Here is a 14715-nt window from a genome sequence, read left to right as displayed (position 1 = left end):
GGCTCGGGCGGGGCGGGCTCGGCCGGGGGCTCCGGGGTCTCGGCCGGGGGCGGCTCCTCGGCGGGCGGGGGCGGCTCGGGGGGCGGTGGTTCGGGCGTGTCGGGCGGCGCGGGTTCGGCGCAGCCGTCGGCGTCGGCGCCGGGCCCGATCTCGATGTCGATGCACACGCCGATGCCGGGCGGCGGCGGGGGGACCGGGGCGGCGAGCGCGCAGGCCGGGAGGGCGAGGGCGCCCGCGACGGCGGCGGGCAGCACGGGCGCCGCGAGTCTGGCGCGCACGCTCACCCACCTCCCGCGATGCGCTGCAGGTCGGCCTGCAGGCCGGTGAAGGCGTCCGGCCGGACGGCCAGGGCGCCGGTGAACACGTGCGAGATGTCGACGGTCAGGTACGTCCCGGCCGCGAGCAGCGCCGCCATCAGCGACAGCGGCAGCAGGGTCGCGCCGCGCGGCCGGGCCCCGGACAGGAACGGCAGCAGCACGACCGCGAGGCCGGTCAGCACGGTGACGGCGAGCAGCCCGGCGGGCGGGGTGGTGCGGGCGTCCATGGCGCGCTGGCCGCGGGCGGCGGAGATCTCGGTGAGGTGGTCGAGCACGGCGTTGCGGGCGTCCTTCAGTTCGTCGTCGCCGGCCTTGACGGCGATGACGTCGCGGCGCAGGCCGTCCAGCCGCTGCCGCGCGCGGGGGCTGAGGCGGCCCTCGCGCATGAGCCTCCACTCGGGGCCGCGGACGAGGGCGACGTAGGCGATCAGCCCGTCCTGGACGCGCCGGGCGTCGGGCGGCGGCAGCCGGCTCGCGGCCCAGTACGCCTCGGAGATCGCCTGGCTCTCGGCGTAGGTGTTGGACCGGGCCGCGTCGATGGTCGTCCAGGGCACGACGATGGCGATGGCGAACGCCAGCAGGAACAGCGCGGAGAGCATCGCGCCGGTGTGCGCGGCGGTGGGCCCGTCGGGGTCGGGGTCGTCCACGCCCCGCCAGCGCCGGACGAGCCGGCTCGCCACGAGCACCACTCCCACCGCGCAGGCCGCGGCGGCACAGTAAACGATCATGCCCCTCCCGAGTCGGGCGTCATCACGTGGGGTGAGTGTAATTTCACGGTCCGTCGCTACCGGTGGGTTTCGCGATGACCGTCACCTGGAGGTGACGTGACCGCCCGGCCAGGGAAGGTGATCGGTGCGGGCGAGGACAGGTCGGGAGTTCTGCCGCCAGTTCTTGTGAAATACGGTGTTCATGCCGGAAGATCTCCCGTAGAGAACCCGGCATGACGGATGATTGTTCGGACCGGCCTGTGCAGGGCGGCTGCGTGAGGGGAGACGGCGATGGCGCCGCAGGGAAAACTGGACCTCGACCCGGAGGCGGTGCGCGCCGCCCGGCGGCTCGCCGCCCGGGCCGCGGAGCCGATCATCCGGATGGCCCGCTCCCACACGACGGTCTCGGTCGAGCGGGCGCTGCTGCGCCTGACCGGCCTCACCGGCGCCGACGACGGGGGGCTCCCGTGGGCCAACCACCTCGCCGACGCCGTCCGCGACCAGGTCGGCCTCGAGCACGGCCTCGCCCTGCCGGTCTGGGACGCGCTGCTGACCGGCCCGCACGGCTCGCTGGACGACCTCGCCCGGGCCGCCGCCCGGGGCCGGGTGTCGTTCCGGCTGCCGTCGGGTGCCGACGCCGAGCACGCCCGCGAGGCCGCCGGCGAGGCCGCCCGCGGCGGCATGGCCCGCATCGACGCCCGCCGGGCCGAGCGCGACCGGCTGCTGGCCGCGCTGCCCGCCCCCGACACGGCCGACCCCCCGCGGCCGCTGGTGTACCTGATCGTGGCGACCGGCGACATCTACGAGGACATCCCGCAGGCGCAGGCCGCCGCCCGCGAGGGCGCCGACGTCGTCGCCGTGATCCGCTCCACCGGGCAGTCGCTGCTGGACTTCGTCCCCGAGGGCGCCACCCGCGAGGGCTACGCCGGCACCTACGCCACCCGCGAGAACTTCCGGCTGATGCGCGCGGCGCTGGACGAGGTGTCCCGCGAGCTGGGCCGGTACGTGCGGCTGACGAACTACGCGTCCGGCCTGTGCATGCCGGAGATCGCGACGCTCGCCGGGCTGGAGCGCCTGGACATGATGCTCAACGACTGCATGTACGGGATCATCTTCCGCGACATCAACCCGCGCCGCACGTTCATCGACCAGCGCTTCTCCCGGCAGATCCACGCCCGCGCCGGCATCGTCATCAACACCGGCGAGGACAACTACCTCACCACCGCCGACGCCGTCGACGCCGCGCACACCGTGGTCGTCAGCCAGCTGCTGAACGAGCGGTTCGGGCACGAGGCGGGCCTGGCCGACGCCCAGCTCGGCCTCGGTCACGCCTTCGAGATCAACCCGGCGATCCCCGAGTCGTTCCGGCTGGAGCTCGCGCACGCCCAGCTCGTCCGGGAGCTGTTCCCCGGCGCCCCGCTGAAGTACATGCCGCCGACCAAGCACATGACCGGCAACATCTTCGCCGGCTACCTGCTGGACGCCTTCTTCAACCTCGCCGGCGTCATGACCGGGCAGTCGATCATCCTGATCGGGATGATGACCGAGGGCATCCACACCCCGTGGCTGTCGGACCGCGACCTGGCGCTGGAGAACGTCCGCTACGTCCGCGACGCGTGCGGCGACCTCGCCGAGGACTTCATGCCCCGCCCGGACGGGATGCTCGTCCAGCGCGCCAAGCAGGTGCTGGCGGAGTCGGTCGACCTGCTGGAGCGCATCGCCGACGACGGGCTGCTGAACGCGATCGCCGAGGGCACCTTCGGCGTCACCCGCCGCCCGTCCGACGGCGGCAAGGGCCTGGACGGCGTCGTCCCCCGCGCCGACGGCTACTTCAACCCCGCCATCGACATCCTCGACACCGAGGACCCGCACGCCGCCCGAACCGCCGCCGAGCAGGAGGTGCCCGCATGACGGTCGAGAGCCCCGGGACCGGGCCCCAGGCCCCCACGGAGACCCCGGCGGAACCCGCCGACACCCGGCAGGTGATCCGCCCCTACGGCGACACCACCGGCGACGGCATGGTGCAGATGTCGTTCACCCTGCCGGTCCCGGCGGGCAAGCGCGCCGAGGCGGCCGCCCTCCAGCTCGCCGGGAAGATGGGCCTGGACCCAGCGAGCGTCGTGCACGCCAAGCCGATGGGGCCCGACTTCACGTTCTTCATCGTGTACGGCAAGGTGCGGCACCTGATCGACTACGCGTCCATCCCCGCCCCCGCGGAGCGCGCCTACCCGCTGCTGACCTCCCAGGAGGTGAACCTCGCGATCCGCGAAGGGCTGAACCGGCCGCTCGTCGTCGTCGGCGCCTGCATCGGCACCGACGCCCACACCGTCGGCATCGACGCGATCCTCAACGTCAAGGGGTTCGCGGGGGAGAAGGGCCTGGAGTACTACCGGGAGATCCAGGTCGTGAACATGGGCGCCCAGGTCACCGTGGAGGAGCTGGTGGAGCGCGCCAAGGCCGAGAACGCCGACGCCGTCCTCGTCTCCCAGGTCGTCACCCAGCGCAACGCCCACCTGCACAACACCAAGCAGATGGCCGCCGCGTTCCACGCCGAGTACCCGACCGCCGTCGCCGGCGGCATGGGCCGTCCGCTGCTGGTCGTCGGCGGCCCCCGGTTCGACACCGTCACCGAGGCCGACCTCGGCGTCGACCGGATCTTCGGCAAGGGCACCACGCCCGCCGAGGTCGCCGCCTACCTCGTCCACGCCCTGCTGCCCGCCCGCGACGACGGCGCCGCCGAAGCCGCGAGCGCCACCGATGATGGAGAGGCCGACGATGAGTGACCCGCGCGAGGGGACGACCGTCACCCACCGCCGCTACATCCCCTACTCCCACGCCCACTACGCCGGCGACCTGGTCGACGGCGCCTACGTCCTCGGCCTGTTCGGGGACGCGGCCACGGAGCTGTGCATCCGCACCGACGGCGACGAGGGCCTGTTCGCCTCCTACGCCGACGTCCAGTTCCGGGCGCCCGTCAAGGCCGGCGACGTGCTGGAGACCACCGCCGTCCTGACGCGCGCGGGCACCCGCAGCCGCGCGATGGAGTTCGAGGCCCGCGTGGTGTGCCGGGGCCGCCCCGACAAGGGCGAGTCGGCCGCCGAGGTGCTGCCCGAGCCGATCGTCGCGGTCACCGCGACCGGGACGGTGGTCGTCGCCGCGCCGGAATCCTGACGGGCGCGCCGCCACGCCATGATCGCCGATCTCGCGGACCGAAATCGAAGGCCGCCGATCATGGCTCTGACCTGCGACGACACCCTGTCGCCGCAGAACATGCGGCGGTTGACAAGGGGCCGGAAGCCGGTAGTTTTGCTCCAGTCCAGCACGGGACTCACCGATCGGCCGCCCGAGGCGCCGCCGGGCACCGCGCCACGACGGGGACGGGGATCACGCGAGTGGTCGGCATCGTGCCCGCCTCAGCCAGTGCGGTGGTCCGGGAGCGGACCCGGGCGGAGCCGCCCGATCGCGCGGGGGGTTGGACCCGGGAAGGGCCCGGACATCCAGTAGAAAACGGAGCTCGTTCTCACCGCCTGTGGGACGACTCCGGCCCGACGGATGTCGCGGGCCCTCTTCCGTGTCCGGACCCCGCCCCCGCCACCGCTCGGGCGTGCGCGCGCGGAGGTCGGGCGCACGGGGTGCGCGCACCGGCCTGGTCGCCGTGGGCGTCCGCGCCCGGTAGCGTTCCGGGGAGGGAACGAGCGAACGAGGTGGGGACGTGGCCCAGGAGACCCTCCCGGACCGGTCGGCGGCCAAGGGCCCCGGCGAGGGCCGGCCGGGCGCATCCGGCGGCGAGCCGGCCTCGCCGCGCGCGGCGAGGCTGAGCGGCCTGCGCCGCGGCGGCCGCGCCGGCTGGCCCCGCACCCTGCTGGCCGCCGCGGCGGGCCTGGCCATGTGGCTGGCCTTCCCCCCGATCGACCTCACCCCGCTCGCCCCCGTGGGCGTCGCGCTGCTCACCCTGGCGGTGCGCGGCCGGGCGGCCCGCACCGGCGCCTGGCTCGCCTTCGTCGCCGGCGCGGCGTTCTTCATCCCCGTCCTGGAGGGCATCTCCCGGATCGGCCCGGACGGCTGGATCATCCTCAGCCTCGTCCAGGCCGCCTACTTCCTGCCGCTGGGCGCCGGGATCGCGGTGGCCGCCCGGCTGCCCGGCTGGCCCGTCTGGACGGCCGCGCTGTGGGTCGCCGAGGAGCTGATCCGCGGCCGCGTCCCCTTCGGCGGGTTCCCGTGGGCGCGGCTGGCGTTCAGCCAGACCGCCACGCCGCTGACCCCGTACGCGTCCTATGGCGGCGCGCCGCTGGTGACGTTCCTGACCGCGCTGATCGGCGGGCTGCTCGCCTGCGCCGCCGTGGCCGCCCACCGCGCCCACCGCGCCCGCCGGGCCCGCCCGGCCGGGTCTGGGGCGGACGACGCTCCGCGCCCGGCGTGGCGCGCCCTGGCGCCGCTCGCGGCGTGCCTGGCGGCCGCCGCCGCCGTCGTGGGCGGCGGGACGCTGATCCCCACGCCCGCGTCCGGCCGCCCGGTCACCGTCGCGGTGATCCAGGGGAACGTGCCGCGCCTCGGCCTGGACTTCCTCGGCCAGCGCAAGGCCGTCCTGAACAACCACGTCGCGGCCACCCACGAGCTGGCCGCGAAGGTCCGCGCGGGCGAGCTGCCCCGGCCCGAGCTGGTCGTGTGGCCGGAGAACGCCAGCGACCTCGACCCCTACGCCGAGCCCGACGCCTACAACGCCATCGACGGCGCGGTGAAGGACGTCGGCGTCCCCGTCCTCGTCGGCGCCCTGACCGACAGCCCCGACGGCGAGAAGGTCGAGAACCGCGGCATCGTCTGGGACCCGCGGAGCGGCCCCGGCGACTACTACGTCAAGCGGCATCCCGTGCCGTTCGGGGAGTACCTGCCGTTCCGCGACCTCCTCACCAAGCTGATCACCCGGTTCGAGCGGATCCCGCGCGACTTCGCCAAGGGCACCCGCTCCGGCGTGATGCGGCTCGGCCCCGCCACCGTCGGCGACGTCATCTGCTTCGAGGTCGCCTACGACAAGGAGGTCCGCGACGTGGCGCGCGGCGACCTGCTGGTCGTGCAGACCAACAACGCCACCTACGGCCGCACCAGCCTGCCGCCGCAGCAGATCGCCATGTCGCGGCTGCGCGCGGTCGAACATGGCCGTACGATCTTGGTGGCCGCCACCAGCGGGATCAGCGCGATCGTCGCCCCGGACGGCAGGATGCTCGACGAGTCCCGCGAGTTCGTCCCGGACGTCCAGGTCCGCACCGTCCCGGTGCGCACGCAGCGGACCCTGTCGGACCGGCTCGGCGCGGCGCCCGAGTGGGCGCTCGCGGCGCTGGGGCTCGGCGCGGTCCTCGCGGCGGCATGGACAGCCAGGAAGAACGAGGGGAATTGACACCGATGGAGATCCCAGCCGACGCCGACCTCGGCCGGGTGCTCGTGATCATCCCGACCTACAACGAGCGGGACAACATCGAGCGCATCGCCGGCCGGGTGCGCGACGCCGTCCCGTCGGTGGACGTCCTCGTCGTCGACGACGCCAGCCCCGACGGCACCGGCGACGTCGCCGACGCGATGGCGGACAAGGACGAGCAGATCAAGGTCCTGCACCGGCAGGGCAAGGACGGGCTCGGCCCCGCCTACGTCGCCGGGTTCCGGTGGGCGGCCGAGCACGGCTACGACGTCATGGTCGAGATGGACGCCGACGGCTCCCACCAGCCCGAGGAGCTGCCGCGGCTGCTGTCCGCGCTGGCCGACGCCGACCTCGTCATCGGCGCCCGCTGGGTGCCCGGCGGCAAGGTGCGCAACTGGCCGAAGCGGCGCGAGGCGCTGTCGCGCGGCGCCAACACCTACGCCCGGCTGATGCTCGGCATCCCGCTGCACGACGCCACCGCCGGGTACCGGGCCTTCCGCGCCGCGACGCTGCAGAAGATCGGGCTGGAGGAGGTCGACTCGCGCGGCTACTGCTTCCAGATCGACCTGGCGCTGCGCGCGCTGCGGCAGGGGCTGCGCGTGGTGGAGGTGCCGATCACGTTCGTCGAGCGCGAGCACGGCACCAGCAAGATGAGCCGGGACGTGATGGCCGAGGCGGCGCTGCGCATCACCCAGTGGGGCATGTCCGACCGGGTCGGGAAGATCCGCCCGCCGCGCTGAGCCCGCGGGAAACGTTCGGGGCCGCCCTGGCGTTGTACGGGGGAGAGGCTTTCGACGAACCGAAGATGAGGCCATGCTGCCGCTGCTGATCGTCCTGGGAATCCTGCTGCTGCCGGTGCTGGAGATCTTCGTGATCCTCCAGGTCGGCGGCGCGATCGGCGCCTGGCCCACGGTCGGGCTGCTGGTCGCCGAGACCGTCCTCGGCGCGTGGCTGATCCGGCGGGAGGGCCGCCGCGCCTACGGCGCGCTCCACGACACCGTCCGCACCGGCGTGCTGCAGGACCGCGAGCTCGGCGACGCCGCGCTGGTCATGGCCGGCGGCATCCTGCTGCTGTTCCCCGGCTTCGTCACCGACGCGGCCGGGCTGCTGCTCGTGCTCCCCTTCACCCGCCCGTTCGTCCGGCGGGCCCTGATGTCGTTCGCGGAGCGGCGGCTGCGGGCGGCCGAGGAGCGGGCCGCCACCGTGTTCCCGCCGCGCGGCCCCGGCGGCGCCGAGTTCGACCCGTTCGGCCGCGGCCCCGGTCCCGGGCGCGTGGAGACCCCGCCGGGACCGGTGGTCCGCGGCGAGGTCATCCGCGAGGACGACGACACGGCGTCGCGCGCCTGACGGGCGCGCGCCGGGTCAGGCGTCCCGCACCGCCAGCACGATCCCGCCCGCCAGCAGCGCCGCCGCCGCGTAGCCGGCGAGGACGCCGAGGCCCTGCCACGGCCCGATCGGCAGCCGGTCCAGGCCGCGCGTCGCCTGCACGGCCAGGCCCGCCGGCATCGGCGACACCTTCTCCAGGCGGTCCTGCCAGGTCGCGCTCCCGGCCAGCCGGGTGACGACCGGGACCATCCACAGCAGCGCCAGCACCGCGGTGATCGCCGCCGCCGGCTCCCGCAGCGCCGTCCCCATGCCCAGGGACAGCAGCGCCACCAGCACCAGGTACAGGACGGTGCCGGCCGCCGCGCGTGCCGTGGGGCCGTCCAGCGGGGACAGCGGCGGGTAGCCGTTCGCGGCGGTGAACCCGTTGCCGGGCAGCAGGCCGCGCCCCGCCGCCAGCGACGCCAGCACCCCGAGCGTCGCGGCCGCCGCGACGGCGGCCGCGACGACGGCGGCCTTGGCGGCCAGGACCGCGGCGCGGCGCGGGACGGCCGCCAGCGTCGCCGCGATCGTCCCGGTGGCGTACTCGCCGCCGACCGCGAGGACGCCGAGCACGACCGCGGCGACCTGCCCGATCTGGACGCCCGACAGCGCCAGCTTGGGCGTGTCCTCCATGCAGCCGGCCGGGTCCGTGCAGTGCGAGGTGTCGACCGATCCGGTCACGGCGGCGCCCACGGCGGCGGTGAGCGCCGCCAGCGCGGCCAGGACCCACCAGGTGCTCGGCAGCGTCCGCAGCTTCGTCCACTCCGCGTGCAGCGCGTTCACGCAGGCTCCTCGCGGGGGGACGACCGCCCGCGCCCCCTGGTTCGCTCCGCTCATGCGTCCCTCTTCCGGAACAGCCACGCGGCCAGGGCCAGCGCCGCCGCCGTGTACCCGCACAGCACCCCGAGCCCGGCCCACGGGCCGATCGCCTGGTCGAACCGGGTGACCGTCTGCTGGATCGCGAACCCGGCGGCGGGGGTGAGCCGCTCCAGCCACCGGGCCGCCGACAGCGGCAGCCCCGTCGCCACGATCTGCGGGACGAGCAGGAGCAGCAGGACGATCGTGATCGCGGGCGCGCTGCGCCGCACGATCACCGCGACGGCCAGGGAGAACACCGCGACGACGGCGAGCAGCACCGCGGTGCCGAGGACGGCCCGCAGCACCGCCGCGTCCGACACCGGCGGCGGGGACATGCCGTGCGAACGCAGCACCGGCCGGGCGAGCAGCACCGCGCCGAAGGCCGCCGCCAGCCCGGCGGCCAGCGACGCGAGGCCCGCGACGACCGCCTTGGCGGCGAGCACCCGTCCCCGCCGCGGGGATGCCGCGAGCGTGGTCCGCAGCATGCCGCGCCGGTATTCGGCCGTCACGAACAGCACCGCGAGCGCGACGATCGCCGCCTGCCCGATCAGCACGCCGGTGAGCGTCGTCTTGGTGATGTCGTCGGCGAACCGGTCCGGGCCGATGTCGCCCGTCCCCTTCAGGGCGAACGTCCCGCCGCTCTGGGTTCGGCCGTCCGCGTCCGGGTCGGCCGCTGGCCCGCCCGGCATGCCCCGGTCCCGCCAGGACGCGCCCGGCGGCGCGGGCGACACCGACACGTGGTCGAACGTCGCGCGGGTGGCGCCGGGCTCCCCGGAGATGCTCTCGCCGCCGAACTGCCGCTGCACCTCGACCCTGTCGGGGGCGGCCACGAACATCCCGGCCAGCGCGTCCCGGGGCAGCCCCTCCAGGCGGACCGACCCGACGCGGTGCCAGGTCCGCCCGTCCGCGGAGTCGTAGCCCGTCACGGTCGTGCCGGAGCGGGTCAGCCTCAGCCAGCGCGGCGCGGTCGCCGTCCCGCCGCCCTGGCCGCCGCCCTCATAACCGGTCTGCAGCCGGACGCCGTGGCCGGGCGTCACCATCAGCGCCGCGTACGGGGCGCCCTGCCGCGTGCTGCTCCGGATCATGAGCCCGGCCTTGGCCCACGCGCCGCCGCCGTCCTGCGACGCGACGCGGGCGGCGACCGCGCCGTCCCCCGCGAGCGGCAGGTAGGTGTAGTGCCCCAGGTCGGAGGCCGCGGTGAGGGGCGTGGGGCCGGACTCGCCGCCCGAGCCCGTGGACTCGGTCCCCGCCGCCGACAGCAGCGCCACCAGGACCGTCAGCAGGACCGACGCCAGCAGCGTCAGCATCCACCGCGGGACGGTCCGGAGCTTGGTCCACTCGGCCAGCAGCAGCCGCCCGAACCCGTCGTGCGCCTCCGCCTCGACGCCGCTGCGGTACGCCGTCCCCGCCGCGGGGGCCGGGGCGGTCACTGGGCCTCCCCACCGGTCAGGGCCTGGAACTCCACCGCGTCCCGGGTCAGTTCCATGTACGCCTCCTCCAGCGACGCGCGGTGCGCGGTGATCCCGCTGAACGGCACGCCGGCGCCGGTGAGCGTCTCGATGACCCGCTCGGACGGCAGGCCCGCGACCGTCACCGCGTCCGGGCCCGTCGCCGTCACCGTGGCGCCCGCGCGGGCCAGCACCGTCATGGCCTCCTGGCGCCGCGCGGTGCGCAGCTCGACCCGCCCGCCGGACGCGGCCTCCAGCAGTTCGGCGACCCCGGTGTCGGCGATCAGCCGGCCCCGCCCGATGACGACCAGGTGGTCGGCGCCGCCCTCCAGTTCGCTCATGAGGTGGCTGGACACCAGCACCGCCCGCCCCTCGGCGGCCAGCGACCGCAGCAGCCCCCGGATCCAGGCGATGCCCTCGGGGTCCAGGCCGTTGACCGGCTCGTCGAACATCAGTACCGGCGGGTCCCCGAGCAGCGCCGCGGCGATCCCGAGCCGCTGGCGCATGCCCAGCGAGAACCCGCCCGCCCGCCGCCGCGCCGCGCCGCCGAGCCCGGCCAGCTCGATCACCTCGTCCACCCGGCGGGCCGGCAGCCCGTTGGCGTGCGCGAGCCAGCAAAGATGGTCGCGGGCCCGGCGCGCCGGGTGCACCGCCGACGCGTCCAGCATCGCGCCGAGGCGGCACAGCGGCGCCTTCAGCGACCGGTAGGGACGCCCGCCGACCAGCGCCGTCCCGGCGTCGGGCCGGTCCAGGCCCATGATCATCCGCATGGTGGTGGACTTGCCGGCGCCGTTCGGGCCGACGAACCCGGTGACCTGCCCGGGCCCGGCCGTGAACGACAGCCCGTCCACGGCGACGGCGGAGCCGTACCGCTTGCGCAGGCCCCGCACTTCGATGGTTGCCTCCATGCCCAGGGAGGCTACGGACCGCGGCGGCGCCGGGGCGTCCCGCCGCGGAGCGGTCTTCGCGGGCGGGGGACGGGGGAGGGGGCGTCCCCCTCGGGAGGGACGCCCCGGGCCGCCGTACGCGCGACAATGATCGGCGTGGCGGACAACGGCGGGAGGTCGCGGTGGCCGGCGGTAGGCGCCTGCCTCGCCGCGGCCGGCGCCGCCGAGGCCGTCCTCCGCACGCACGGCTCCGGCGTGGTCCTGTCCCTGGCGATCGTGGTGGACGTGTGCGCGACGCTCCCGCTCGCCCTCGCCCGCGACCGGATCACCGCCGCCGCGGCGACGATCACGGTCGCGGCGGCGGCGGCCTGCGTCCTGCACGGGGGCGCCGCCGTCGCCGCCCTCGCCGCGCTCGCGACCGTCTGGACGGCCCTGGCGCGGCGGCGGATCCTGCGGCGGCGCGCGGAGGCCGCCGCGCTCGCCGCGTCCCGCCGCGCGTTCGAGAGCACCCTGCTGGAGCACACCGCGCGGCGCGAGCGGGCCCGCATCGCCCGGGAGCTGCACGACGTCGTCGCCCACCACATCTCGATGATCTCCGTGCAGGCGGAGACGGCGCGGCTGGCCGTCCCCGGGATGCCGGCCGAGGGCGCCGCGCGGCTGCTGGCCATCGGCGACACCGCCCGCACCGCGCTGACCGAGATGCGGCGGCTGCTCGGCGTGCTGCGCGAGGACGCCGGGGCCGAGCCGACCCGCCGCCCGCAGCCGGGCCTGCAGCAGCTCCTCGACCTCGTCGATGAGACCCGCGCGTCGGGCGCCGCCGGGGCCCGGCTGATCGTCCGGGGGGCCGTCGCCGCCCTCGACCCCGGCCTGGAACTGGCCGCCTACCGGATCGCCCAGGAGGCCCTCACCAACGCCCGCAGGCACGCGCCGGGCGCCGCCGTCGACGTGGAGGTCCACTACGCGCCGGACGCGCTGCGGGTGACCGTCCGCGACAACGGCCCCGGCCCCTGCCCGGGCCCCGGGCCCGGTCCGGCCGGGCACGGGCTGCTCGGCATGCGCGAGCGCGCCGCCGCGGTCGGCGGTGACCTGCGCACCGGTCCCGGCCCCCTCGGCGGGTTCCTGGTCGAGGCGACGCTCCCGCTGGAGGCGCCGTGACCGTCCGCGTGGTGGTGGCCGACGACCAGGAGGTGGTCCGGGCCGGGTTCGGGGCGCTGCTCGGCACCCAGCCGGACCTCGCCGTCGTGGCGACCGCGTCCGACGGCGCCGAGACGGTCGGGGTGTGCCGCGAGCACCGGCCCGACGTCGTGCTCATGGACGTCCGGATGCCCGTCATGGACGGCATCGAGGCCACCCGCCGCGTCACCGCCGAACCGGACCCGCCGCGCGTCCTCATGCTGACCACGTTCGACCTCGACGAGCACGTCTACGACGCCCTGGTCGCGGGCGCCAGCGGCTTCCTGCTCAAGGACGTCACCGCCGAGCGGCTGTTCGACGCCGTCCGGGTCGTCGCCGCCGGGGAGGCGCTGCTCGCCCCCGCCGTCACCCGCCGCCTCATCGGCGAGTTCGCCCGGCTGCGCCCCCGCCCGCCCGCGCCGGACGTCCTGGACGTCCTCACCCCGCGCGAGACCGACGTGCTGCGCCTGGTCGCCGCGGGCCTGTCCAACGCCGAGGTCGCCGCCCGCCTCGTCGTGGGGGAGGAGACGGTGAAGACCCACGTCAGCCGCATCCTGCGCAAACTCGGGCTGCGCGACCGCGTCCAGGCCGTCGTCACCGCCTACGAGAGCGGCCTCGTCCGGCCCCGCGCCGGCGGCTGACGGCGCCCCGCCTCCGGCCCGCCTCCACACGTCCCGCCTCTCCAGGACGCGCGCACGGACGTCCTGTGCCCGGGCATGGGCCGGGCCCGCGCCGTCGCCGGCACGGGCCCGTCCGTCAAGACTCTCTCAGCGGCTCATGCGGATTTCCTGCGTCCCGCCCGCAGTATCTCGAGGCGCTCGGCGAGGACCTCCTCCAAGTCCTCGACGGTCCTGCGCTCCATGAGCATGTCCCAGTGGGTCCGCGGCGGCTTGCCCTTCTTGGTTTGGGGCAGCTCACCGTCGACCCGCAGGGCCGTGGCGCCGCAGTTGCGGCATTCCCAGGTCATCGGCACCTCGGCCTCGGCTGCGAGCGTCACGGTGAACCGGTGGCCCTTGGTGCAGGTGTAGTCCACCTCTTGCCGAGGGGCCAGATCGGTGTTGCGATCGTTCTCGTAGCTCGTCGCTCCGAGTCGGGTGCCGCGAAGTGCGCGCTCGGCCATCGTCACGTGCCTCCCAGACGGCTTGCGGTCTTGCCCTGACCAACGCTGAACACCGTGACAAGATTCCCCTGCGCGGCATGATCCAACCCTGTCGTTTCCGGCCGCACCGGGCCGCCGCCGCGAAATGTCCGGCGCTCCCGCTAGCCACGGGACGTGAGCACGTGGTCGATCAGGCCGTACTCCTTGGCCTCCGCCGCGGTGAAGTAGCGTTCGCGGTCCAGGTCGCGGCGCACCCCCTCGGGGCCGCGCCCGGTGGCCTCCGCCAGGATCGCCTCGGTCTGCGCCCGCAGCCGCAGCACCTCGCGCGCCTGGATGTCCAGGTCGGTGGCGTACCCGCGGGACACCTCGATCTCCGGCTCGTGCAGCAGGATCCGCGCGCCGCGCAGCGCCTGCCGCCGGCCCGGGGATCCGGCGGCCAGCAGGACCGTCGCCGCCGACCCGGCCTGCCCCACGCACGTCGTCTCGACCTCGGGCCGGACGTAGCGCATCGTGTCGCAGATCGCCAGCATCGCCGTCAGCGACCCGCCCGGCGAGTTGATGTAGAGCGAGATGGGCCGGTCGGCGTCCATCCACTCCAGCGCGAGCATCTGCGCCGTGACGTCGTTGGCGCTGGTGTCGTCCACCGGCGCCCCGAGGAAGACGATGCGGTCCTCGAACAGCCTGTTGTAGGGGTTGGTGTCCTTGCGGCCGTAGCCGGTCTGCTCCTCGTACTCGGGGACGAGGTACCGCCGTTCCGCACGTGTCATGTGCCCACCCGGTCGGTGCTGTCGACGACATGGTCCACGAAACCGTAGTCGCGGGCCTCCTCGGCGGTGAACCACGCGTCCCGGTCGCCGTCGGCCTCGATCCGCTCCAGCGGCTGCCCGGTGTGGAACGCCGTCCGCTCGGCCAGGGTCCGCTTGAGGTAGAGCGACTGCTCGGCCTGGATCTTGATGTCGGACGCGGTGCCGCCGATCCCGCCGTGCGGCTGGTGCATCATCACGCGCGCGTGCCGCAGGGCGTACCGCTTGCCCCGCGTCCCCGCGCACAGCAGCGTCTGTCCCATGGACGCGGCCATGCCCATCGCGACGGTGGATATGTCGTTCGGGACGAACTGCATCATGTCGTAGATCGCCATTCCGGCGTCCACGACCCCGCCGGGGGAGTTGATGTAGAGCGTGATGTCGCGCCGGGCGTCCTGCGCCGCGAGGAGCAGCAGCTGCGCGTTGACCCGGTTGGCGAGGCCGTCGTCGATCTCGCTGCCGAGGAACACGATCCGCTGCGCGAGCAGGCGCTCGAACAGCTGCGCCTCCGCGAGCCGCGGGATCTCCGCGACCGCGGCCCGCGACCTCCCCGCGAACGTCTCCGCCTGCCGTCCGCCGTCCTGACCCGGTTCGCCGTGCACGACCCCTCCTCGATCATCTGTACGTTTCGTACACTCTGTACGGAGA

At 75.2% G+C, this 14715-nt stretch carries 16 protein-coding genes; 8 read left to right on the top strand and 8 right to left on the bottom strand.

Features of this window, described 5'->3' with window-relative positions; all coding sequences use genetic code 11:
* On the bottom strand, positions 1 to 278 hold a 278-nt coding region (locus tag SM611_RS32680), incomplete at its 3' end, for a hypothetical protein (protein WP_371954188.1).
* Between the two features lie 2 nt (positions 279 to 280).
* Positions 281 to 1045 carry a bestrophin-like domain gene (locus SM611_RS32675; RefSeq protein ID WP_371954187.1) on the bottom strand — a complete coding sequence of 255 codons (765 nt, stop codon included), beginning with the start codon at positions 1043 to 1045 and terminating at the stop codon, positions 281 to 283.
* Between the two features lie 270 nt (positions 1046 to 1315).
* On the opposite strand from SM611_RS32675, the gene kamD reads away from it, so the two are divergent.
* The 6 genes from kamD to SM611_RS32645 all read left to right on the top strand — a co-directional run bounded on the left by kamD (position 1316) and on the right by SM611_RS32645 (position 7781).
* Positions 1316 to 2935, top strand: a complete 1620-nt coding sequence (gene kamD / locus SM611_RS32670) for a lysine 5,6-aminomutase subunit alpha (RefSeq protein WP_371954186.1) — start codon at positions 1316 to 1318, stop codon at positions 2933 to 2935.
* A complete protein-coding gene (kamE, locus tag SM611_RS32665) occupies positions 2932 to 3807 on the top strand; it encodes a lysine 5,6-aminomutase subunit beta (RefSeq protein ID WP_371954185.1) in 876 nt (291 codons plus the stop codon). The genes kamD and kamE overlap by 4 nt, the downstream gene beginning before the upstream one ends.
* On the top strand, positions 3800 to 4195 hold the full coding sequence (gene kal / locus SM611_RS32660) for a 3-aminobutyryl-CoA ammonia lyase (RefSeq protein ID WP_371954184.1): 396 nt from the start codon (positions 3800 to 3802) through the stop codon (positions 4193 to 4195). The genes kamE and kal overlap by 8 nt, the downstream gene beginning before the upstream one ends.
* Before the next feature lie 541 nt (positions 4196 to 4736).
* Positions 4737 to 6416, top strand: coding sequence for an apolipoprotein N-acyltransferase (gene lnt, locus SM611_RS32655; protein WP_371954183.1), 1680 nt, complete (start codon positions 4737 to 4739; stop codon positions 6414 to 6416).
* 5 nt (positions 6417 to 6421) lie between these two features.
* Positions 6422 to 7174: a polyprenol monophosphomannose synthase gene (locus tag SM611_RS32650; protein ID WP_371954182.1), complete on the top strand. Its 753-nt coding sequence runs from the start codon at positions 6422 to 6424 to the stop codon at positions 7172 to 7174.
* 73 nt (positions 7175 to 7247) lie between these two features.
* Positions 7248 to 7781: an FxsA family protein gene (locus tag SM611_RS32645; RefSeq protein WP_371954181.1), complete on the top strand. Its 534-nt coding sequence runs from the start codon at positions 7248 to 7250 to the stop codon at positions 7779 to 7781.
* 15 nt (positions 7782 to 7796) lie between these two features.
* Here SM611_RS32645 and SM611_RS32640 read toward each other — a convergent pair whose 3' ends face one another.
* From SM611_RS32640 to SM611_RS32630, 3 genes are read right to left on the bottom strand one after another with little or no spacing between them, the layout of a single operon-like run.
* Positions 7797 to 8582, bottom strand: a complete 786-nt coding sequence (locus SM611_RS32640) for an ABC transporter permease subunit (protein ID WP_371954180.1) — start codon at positions 8580 to 8582, stop codon at positions 7797 to 7799.
* Between the two features lie 50 nt (positions 8583 to 8632).
* A complete protein-coding gene (locus tag SM611_RS32635) occupies positions 8633 to 10087 on the bottom strand; it encodes an ABC transporter permease subunit (RefSeq protein WP_371954179.1) in 1455 nt (484 codons plus the stop codon).
* The gene (locus SM611_RS32630; RefSeq protein ID WP_371954178.1) at positions 10084 to 11013 is read right to left on the bottom strand and encodes an ABC transporter ATP-binding protein; all 930 of its coding nucleotides are present in this window, start codon (positions 11011 to 11013) and stop codon (positions 10084 to 10086) included. The genes SM611_RS32635 and SM611_RS32630 overlap by 4 nt, the downstream gene beginning before the upstream one ends.
* A 135-nt stretch (positions 11014 to 11148) precedes the next feature.
* Here SM611_RS32630 and SM611_RS32625 point away from each other — a divergent pair, with 135 nt between their 5' ends.
* The gene (locus tag SM611_RS32625; RefSeq protein ID WP_371954177.1) at positions 11149 to 12147 is read left to right on the top strand and encodes a sensor histidine kinase; all 999 of its coding nucleotides are present in this window, start codon (positions 11149 to 11151) and stop codon (positions 12145 to 12147) included.
* On the top strand, positions 12144 to 12806 hold the full coding sequence (locus SM611_RS32620) for a response regulator (RefSeq protein ID WP_371954176.1): 663 nt from the start codon (positions 12144 to 12146) through the stop codon (positions 12804 to 12806). Before SM611_RS32625 ends, SM611_RS32620 begins: the two co-directional genes overlap by 4 nt.
* A gap of 134 nt (positions 12807 to 12940) precedes the next feature.
* Here the strand turns inward: SM611_RS32620 and SM611_RS32615 are convergent, their stop codons facing one another.
* The 3 genes from SM611_RS32615 to SM611_RS32605 form a co-directional block, all read right to left on the bottom strand.
* Positions 12941 to 13285, bottom strand: a complete 345-nt coding sequence (locus SM611_RS32615) for an RNA polymerase-binding protein RbpA (RefSeq protein ID WP_067638127.1) — start codon at positions 13283 to 13285, stop codon at positions 12941 to 12943.
* Positions 13286 to 13425: 140 nt separating this feature from the next.
* Positions 13426 to 14031 (bottom strand): ATP-dependent Clp protease proteolytic subunit, encoded by a 606-nt coding sequence (locus tag SM611_RS32610; protein ID WP_371954175.1) that lies wholly within the window; start codon positions 14029 to 14031, stop codon positions 13426 to 13428.
* On the bottom strand, positions 14028 to 14591 hold the full coding sequence (locus SM611_RS32605; protein WP_371954191.1) for a ClpP family protease: 564 nt from the start codon (positions 14589 to 14591) through the stop codon (positions 14028 to 14030). The genes SM611_RS32610 and SM611_RS32605 overlap by 4 nt, the downstream gene beginning before the upstream one ends.
* Positions 14592 to 14715: the final 124 nt, after the last annotated feature.

It is taken from the genome of Actinomadura monticuli (assembly GCF_041463655.1).
Lineage (GTDB): Bacteria > Actinomycetota > Actinomycetes > Streptosporangiales > Streptosporangiaceae > Spirillospora > Spirillospora monticuli.
This window is presented reverse-complemented; position numbering and strand designations above follow the sequence as displayed.

Excerpts from the sequence above, each read along its gene's own strand:
- SM611_RS32675 (WP_371954187.1), bottom strand. The coding sequence starts at position 1,045 with ATGATCGTTTACTGTGCCGCCGCGGCCTGCGCGGTGGGAGTGGTGCTC.
- kamD (WP_371954186.1), top strand. The coding sequence starts at position 1,316 with ATGGCGCCGCAGGGAAAACTGGACCTCGACCCGGAGGCGGTGCGCGCC.
- kamE (WP_371954185.1), top strand. The coding sequence starts at position 2,932 with ATGACGGTCGAGAGCCCCGGGACCGGGCCCCAGGCCCCCACGGAGACC.
- kal (WP_371954184.1), top strand. The coding sequence starts at position 3,800 with ATGAGTGACCCGCGCGAGGGGACGACCGTCACCCACCGCCGCTACATC.
- SM611_RS32650 (WP_371954182.1), top strand. The coding sequence starts at position 6,422 with ATGGAGATCCCAGCCGACGCCGACCTCGGCCGGGTGCTCGTGATCATC.
- SM611_RS32645 (WP_371954181.1), top strand. The coding sequence starts at position 7,248 with ATGCTGCCGCTGCTGATCGTCCTGGGAATCCTGCTGCTGCCGGTGCTG.
- SM611_RS32630 (WP_371954178.1), bottom strand. The coding sequence starts at position 11,013 with ATGGAGGCAACCATCGAAGTGCGGGGCCTGCGCAAGCGGTACGGCTCC.
- SM611_RS32615 (WP_067638127.1), bottom strand. The coding sequence starts at position 13,285 with ATGGCCGAGCGCGCACTTCGCGGCACCCGACTCGGAGCGACGAGCTAC.
- SM611_RS32610 (WP_371954175.1), bottom strand. The coding sequence starts at position 14,031 with ATGACACGTGCGGAACGGCGGTACCTCGTCCCCGAGTACGAGGAGCAG.